Annotated in this window: 5 protein-coding genes; all 5 read left to right on the plus strand. The window is 62.7% G+C overall.

The window, feature by feature from the left end; translation table 11 throughout:
* Positions 1 to 334: 334 nt before the first annotated feature.
* The 5 genes from DES43_RS21770 (at position 335) to DES43_RS21790 (ending at position 6,393) form a co-directional block, all read left to right on the plus strand.
* Positions 335 to 1,537 carry a tyrosine-type recombinase/integrase gene (locus tag DES43_RS21770; RefSeq protein WP_245514623.1) on the plus strand — a complete coding sequence of 401 codons (1,203 nt, stop codon included), beginning with the start codon at positions 335 to 337 and terminating at the stop codon, positions 1,535 to 1,537.
* The gene (locus tag DES43_RS21775; protein WP_133676375.1) at positions 1,527 to 3,338 is read left to right on the plus strand and encodes a hypothetical protein; all 1,812 of its coding nucleotides are present in this window, start codon (positions 1,527 to 1,529) and stop codon (positions 3,336 to 3,338) included. The genes DES43_RS21770 and DES43_RS21775 overlap by 11 nt, the downstream gene beginning before the upstream one ends.
* Before the next feature lie 381 nt (positions 3,339 to 3,719).
* A complete protein-coding gene (locus DES43_RS21780) occupies positions 3,720 to 5,216 on the plus strand; it encodes a site-specific integrase (protein WP_425359078.1) in 1,497 nt (498 codons plus the stop codon).
* A complete protein-coding gene (locus DES43_RS21785; protein WP_133676379.1) occupies positions 5,206 to 5,688 on the plus strand; it encodes a hypothetical protein in 483 nt (160 codons plus the stop codon). Before DES43_RS21780 ends, DES43_RS21785 begins: the two co-directional genes overlap by 11 nt.
* A 60-nt stretch (positions 5,689 to 5,748) precedes the next feature.
* Positions 5,749 to 6,393: a plasmid pRiA4b ORF-3 family protein gene (locus DES43_RS21790; protein WP_341769888.1), complete on the plus strand. Its 645-nt coding sequence runs from the start codon at positions 5,749 to 5,751 to the stop codon at positions 6,391 to 6,393.
* Positions 6,394 to 6,508: the final 115 nt, after the last annotated feature.

The following is a 6,508-nucleotide window of genomic DNA, read 5'->3' on the forward strand; positions in this document are numbered from 1 at the left end:
TTAGGTTCTGTGTCGCGACTGTCCTGTTGGATTCGTACAGCCGTCATGGTTGTGGGCGATATTCGCGGGGCATACCGAGGAAGGCACACAGACGTCCGGGTCAAGCGTTCCCGCAGCGTAGCGAGGACAACGCTTGAGGCGGCGGCGACACCACAAGCTTTTTGATGGGGTGCAGGCGAAGTCCTGCACCCCTGCCACGTGGCGAACGGGAGAGCGCGAGGGGAACCCCTCGCATTCAAAAGAGAAGAGTGCGCCGAAGGCGCTCCGCTCAAGATAACATCCTGTTCGAGAAACTGTCTTCTTTGTTGCTGTGCAGGGTGTTGCGCCCTGTTTGATGTCTTTTGCTGTTTCGGATGGCGGCGAGCAAAGAGGACAGATTGTGGTGCGGATCATCAAGGCGGCGATGGGTTATGCCGCAATCCCGGCCGGCTTTCCGATCCTGGTATCGGAACGGATGGCGATCATCGAACCGGCGTTCGCCTGGCTGATGGAACTGGCGACGATCCCGGGCCGCAGCCACGCGGCGGAAACGGTCCGAACCTATGGCGAGCACCTGCATGACTGGTTCGACAGCCTGGAGCAATCCGGTTTCCACTGGCGCGGCGTGAGCGAGGCTGAGATAGCGGCCTGGCGCAATCGCATGCTGTCACAGCCGAGCCCGCATACGAAGCGGCCATACGCGCGCTCGACGGTGAACGATCGGGTCCGCACGGTCTGCCGGTTCTATGCGTGGGCGCAAGGCCGCGGCTGGATCGAGAGCCTGCCGTTCCACTTTGTCGATGTGCGGGTGGGCCCTGGCCGGCGACAATCGTTCCTGGCGCATGTGGATGGGCGTCCGGGCGTCATGGCGGCGAACATCCTGACGGTCGCCGAGCACGAACGTTTGCCGAGACCGTTGCGCGCCGATCAGTTGCGCCGGGTCTTTGCGCACCTGGAGATGCCCTACCGACTGATGGCGGAATGGGCGCTGGCGACCGGGTTGCGGCGCAAGGAGCTCTGCGGCCTGGCCGTCTTCCAGGTCCCGGAAACGGCGCATCTCGATGACGAGGATCATCCGCTGATCGGCGTGCCGCTGACGATCACCAAGGGTGACAAGCCGCGCACGATCTACCCGCCGATCCGCCTCGTCGACCGTACGCAGCGCTATATCGACGAGGTTCGCACGCCGCAGGTCCGGGCGTTGCGTCGTCAACGGGCGGACTATCGGTCGCCCTCCGCGCTCTTTCTGAATCTTCAAGGAAACGCGGTCAGCAAGACACGATTGACCGCGGTGTTTGCAGAGGCGTTCCGGGCGGCCGGTGTGATGGGAACTTTGCATTACCTGAGGCACACATTCGCGATGACCATGCTGGTGCGGTTGCAGCGGCAGGCATTGACCACGCCGGACCTCAATCCGCTGAAGATCGTGCAGGTCCTGTTGGGGCACAGTTCAATCCAGAGCACGGCAATCTATCTGCGCTGCGTCGAGCTGAATGCCCGCGAGCTCGCCGACAGCATCGACTACCTCTATGGCGAGTTGATCCCCGATGACCGTTAAACGTGAGCGCATCGACCGGCGTCTGGCGGTCGCGACGCCGATCGCTCTGGATCGGCCGGCCGATACCATCGTCGTCTTCCGCGACGGCTGGGGCGAGGTCACAAAGCGCTATGATCTCGGCAGGCTCGGGTTGCCGTTGGACGTCGCGATGCTTCTGGCCGATGCCTTCCGCCATCATCATGCTCCCTCGAGTCACGATACGCAGCGTCATTGCTGGATGGCGCTGCGGTCGTTCGCGCGCTTTGTGGCTGAGGACGGCCAGGTGCTGTCCGCCGACGATCTGACCAGTGCGATGGTGGGGCGCTACATCGCGTGGCTGGATCGCCAGGTTGTAGGACAGACGAACCAGCCCTGGTCGAAGGGATCGCGGGCGAATGTGCTGATGCAGCTTCGCCAAATGATCGACTGGACCAAACGCCGGCATCCGTCCCGGCTGCCGTCGCGGATCGACTTCCCGTGGCGGGTCTGGCCGAACCGCAATGCCGATACGCGGCCGCGTCTTGGGGCGGCTGACCTCAAGGCGATTCTGCGCGCGTGCTATGAGGAAATCGATGAGGCGTGGGAGCGCTTCGAGATAGGCCGGAGCATTCTTGCGACGAGCGACGCGGTCGATGGCGTCGATTCCGAGCTTTGCCACCTGGTCTGGGCGCTTGCGGGTGTGAATGCCGGCGTGCTGCCGTCGCGGACGCTTGCGATCCGCAGCGGCGTCAACATATCGGCGGTCAATCGTCATGGCGGCCTTCGTCACCTTGGCGGTTATCTTCACCTGACCGGCGAAACGGTCGTCGCATTCTTTATCGCGCTTTCGATCCAGACGGCGGGCAATCCGGATGCACTGCGACTGGTCACGCGCGACTGCCAGGTGGCGCATCCGCTGGATGAGCATCGTATCATCGTCGAGTGGGCCAAGCCCCGGGCCGGCGCGAAGGTGAAGCGCGCGCAGCGGCGATCCTTCGACCGCCGTCGGCGACATGCGGCGCCGAACTTAATCGATAAATTGCTGGCGATGACCGAGCCGCTCGCGGCCCGGGCCAGTCGCCAGGATCGGAGCCGGCTATTCCTGGTGAAGAGTGAGAAGAAGGACGCGGTGACGCTCGTCGTTGAAGCGACCTTGTCGCATGCCCTGAAGGCGTTCATCAAACGCTCCAATGCCCGGATATCCATCTGGAACAAGGCGGCGCCGGAGCGGGCCCGGCAGCTCTTGCCGGATTTTGCCGCCGTTCTGCTGCGGGGCAGCGTCGCCACCGAATATTACAAGGCGTCCGGCGGCGACATCGTCGCGACACAAGACGTGCTCAATCACGCTCGCGCCGACACGACTGAGCTTTACATCAAGGGGCCGCAGACACGCCGCATCCAGAGCGAGACGATCGCCCGACTGCAGGAGCTGATGCTTGGCTGGATCGTCGGTCAGAAGTCCGACGCGCAAGATCAGGCGCAGCTCGACTGCATTGCGCTGACGAGCGATGCAACGGTTCCGTTCAGCCATGATTGCCTCAACCCGGCCACTGGCACAGCGCCTGGATCGGCGGCTGGCAGGGTCTGCCGACACTTCGGCGGCTGCCTGCGCTGCCCGGGACTGATCATCCCGATCGATGCGGAGCACATGGCGCGTGTTCTTCAGGCGAAGGAGGAGCTGGAGCGCACGAGGGAGCGTATCGATCCGCGCCGCTTCGAGCTTCTGTATGCGCCGAGCCTGCGCATTCTGACCGACGACATCCTGCCCGACTTCCCGCCCTCGCTGCGTGCGGAGGCCAAAGGTCGAATGTTGGCGCTGCCAATCCTGCCGGAGCTGGAGTGAGCGATGCAAGCGTCCACGGCACCCGATCTTGCAGTCACGGCAAGGCCAGCGCTTCGGATATCGGCACGCTCGGTATGGTCAGACCAGGTCTGGCATCTCGACGGCCATCGCCCCGGCGCAAACCGGAGTGACTTCTCGCTCGACTGGGGATTTGCCCTGGCCGACGACAGCCGGTTCAGCGATCCGCAATGGGCCGACTGGCGAGAGGCGGCCAAACTGTTCCTGTGGAGCCTGAAGCTGGACCCGCCTGCAGGCCGCCGCAACGTTCACGAGTCGACGATTGTCCGCATCTTTAATATGCAGAGGACACTGATCCGCTGGATGGCGGCGCAAGGGTACCGCAGCTTTGCCGATCTCGACCGCGATGGCAGCGACAGGTTCTTGGCGGCGATGGCGCAGCGTCCTGGCAGCAAGCCGGGCAAGGCGCTGTCGACCATGACCCTGCAACACTACGCAAATTTGCTGACGCTTCTGTATCTCCAAGGATCGAAGTTCCCGGAAGTGGCAATTGATGATCCATTCCCAGGAATCGTGCCGCCGTTCGTTCGGCGTGACCGAGGCTGGCTTCCCTATACGCCGGACGCGGTCGCCGTGCCATTGGTCTCGGCGGCCCTGCGGCTGATCGAACAACCGGCGGACGACGTCATTGCTTTGCAAACGCAGGCGCAGGCTGCGTATGACGATGCCCTTGCCAGGGGCATCAGCCAGACGAAGGCCGGGTTCGTCGCGACCGACGCGATCAGGGAGTTTACCTTCTCGACCCTGTCCGGAGAGGAATCTCCCTGGCATGAAGCGCCTGTCACCAGCACCAAGCAGGTGCGGTATCTTGCAGATCGCATCTACGACGCCTGCTTTGTCGTGATCGCTTATCTGGTCGGCGCCCGCGTCTCGGAGATCCTTGGCCTTCAGGTCGGCTGCATCGAGCAGCATCCTGCCAGTGATGGCAGCGAGAGCTTCGCCTATCTCGCCGGCCAGATCTACAAGACGGCGCGCGGCGTCGACGGCGAAGCCCATCGCTGGGTTGCTCCAGCGCCCGTCGAGCGGGCCGTCTTGGTCATGGAGCAACTGACCGCTCGCCTGCGGGCCCAAAGCGGGCGATCCGAGCTCTTTCTGGTGATGGCCAGCACGGGCCTTGTCGGTCCCGCTGCGAGAACTGACCTGCCCGTCGTCTCCACGATCATACGGCGGCTGAACGATCTGTTCGCACCGTTCATCGGCCTGCCGGACCACGAGGGCGAGCCCTGGCATCTGAACACCCATCAGGGCCGAAAGACCTTTGCGCGCTTTGTCGGCAAACGCGACCGCACCGGACTACATGCGCTTCAGGCGCACTTCGGCCATGTGACCCGGGCCATGACCGATCGCGGCTATGTCGGAACCGACTTCGCGCTTGACGACCTGATCGATCGGCATACCCGGGAAGAAACCCGCGCCGCCCTGGAAGAGGTGCTGACGGCGACGACGCTCGCCGGCAAGGGTGGACGCATGATTGCCGCTCGCTCGCAGTTCCGCGGGCGCACACGCGACGGCGATGTCCAGGCTTATGTCCGTTTCCTGATGGAGGAAACTGACCTCCGCCTCGGGGTCTGCGACTGGGGCTATTGTGTCTACCGCGTCGAAACGGCTGCCTGCTTCGGCGACGAGAAAGGACCCAACCCCGTGCTGCGGACTGAAAGCACGTGTCTCACCTGCGCCAACTTTGCCGTCACGGCCCGGCATCGACCGGTCTGGCAGGCGCGCCGCGACCGCAATGCCGATCTTCTCGCTCACCCCGGGCTGGACCCGGTCAGCCGCCGGGTTGCGGAAACACGGATCGTCGAATGCGATCGCATCCTTGGCGAACTCGATCATGGAAAGGATGGTCGCGATGGCGCGTAAACCCAGCAAAACACCGGCGCTGACGCCGCACGAAAAACGCCTGCGCAACACCGACCGCAAGCTCCGGGAGGCTCTGGAGCGCCTGGTGAAGGGACTGCCCACACACCCGGACCTGCAAAAGCGATCCTACCGTCTGACCATTGCCACGCTCGCACGCGAAGCGCGTGTCGGCCGCAACGCGATCTACACCAACCACCGCTCGATGATCGACGAGTTGCGTCGCGCCAGCGATCGCAAGATCGTCCCCGAGAAGCTGGCGGCCTGGGAAGACAAACTCGCCCAGCAGCGCGCTCTGATCCAGGTCTTGCAGATCGAGGAGCGGCGTATGGTGACGGAAAATGCCGTCCTGCTGAAGCGCATCCTCGAAGCCGAAACGGAGGTTGAGCGGCAGAAGCGTCACAATGCCCGCCTGATCGCCGAACGTGATCGCGCGGTGAAGCCGGTGCCCCTCCCGCGCGGGCCAAAAACCTGACGTCGTCTAAGATTGTGGGTTCGTGTCGCCCATCCATTGCCTGCGACACTCATGCCCGGCATGATCTGCGGCATGCGTGACCCCTTCGATCCAGACAGCTTCATTGTGCGCGCCGAGATTCATATCCTTGGCATCGAGCCCAAGATCAGCCGCACTCTCGAACTGCCAATCACTCTCAACCTCGCTCAACTCCACGAGGTGCTGCAGGCCGCCTTTGGCTGGACCGACAGTCATTTGCATCAGTTCAATATCGGCGGTCTTATCTATGGTGCTCCGGAGTTCGATGAGGACGGTCTGTCCGACAGCCGGACCTTCGAGGCGACCGAGGTCAGGATGATCGACCTTCACTTTCCCTACGATCCAGAGGAAAACCCTCTCACGATCCTCTACGAATACGACTTCGGCGATAATTGGCGTCATCTGCTGCGCCTGGAGCGCGTCGCGCGCGAGGAGAGTGCCAAATATCCTCGCTGTATCGCAGGCAAACGTTCCGGACCTCCCGAAGATGTTGGTGGGACTTCAGGCTATGCTGACTTCCTCGAAGCCTGGCTCGATCCTGAGCATGATGAGCACAAAGCCATGCGGCGATGGGTAGGCCGCAAGTTCCATCCGGAAACTTGCAATCTCGATGACATCAATAAGGCGATTGCCAAGGCCATGCGCGTATCAAAGGGCAACTATCGCTTCCGTCGCGAAAGTGCCTGATTGACGGCCCCAAGAGAGTTGCGGAGCCAAAGATACACTCGAACTACCGCTCACAGCTGAAAAGTCCTTAGAATCAGCGTCATCCAGCTAACAGGACACTTGACGCATAACCTAA

The organism is Aquamicrobium defluvii (genome assembly GCF_004363725.1).
In the GTDB taxonomy this organism is placed as follows: Bacteria; Pseudomonadota; Alphaproteobacteria; order Rhizobiales; family Rhizobiaceae; genus Mesorhizobium; species Mesorhizobium defluvii.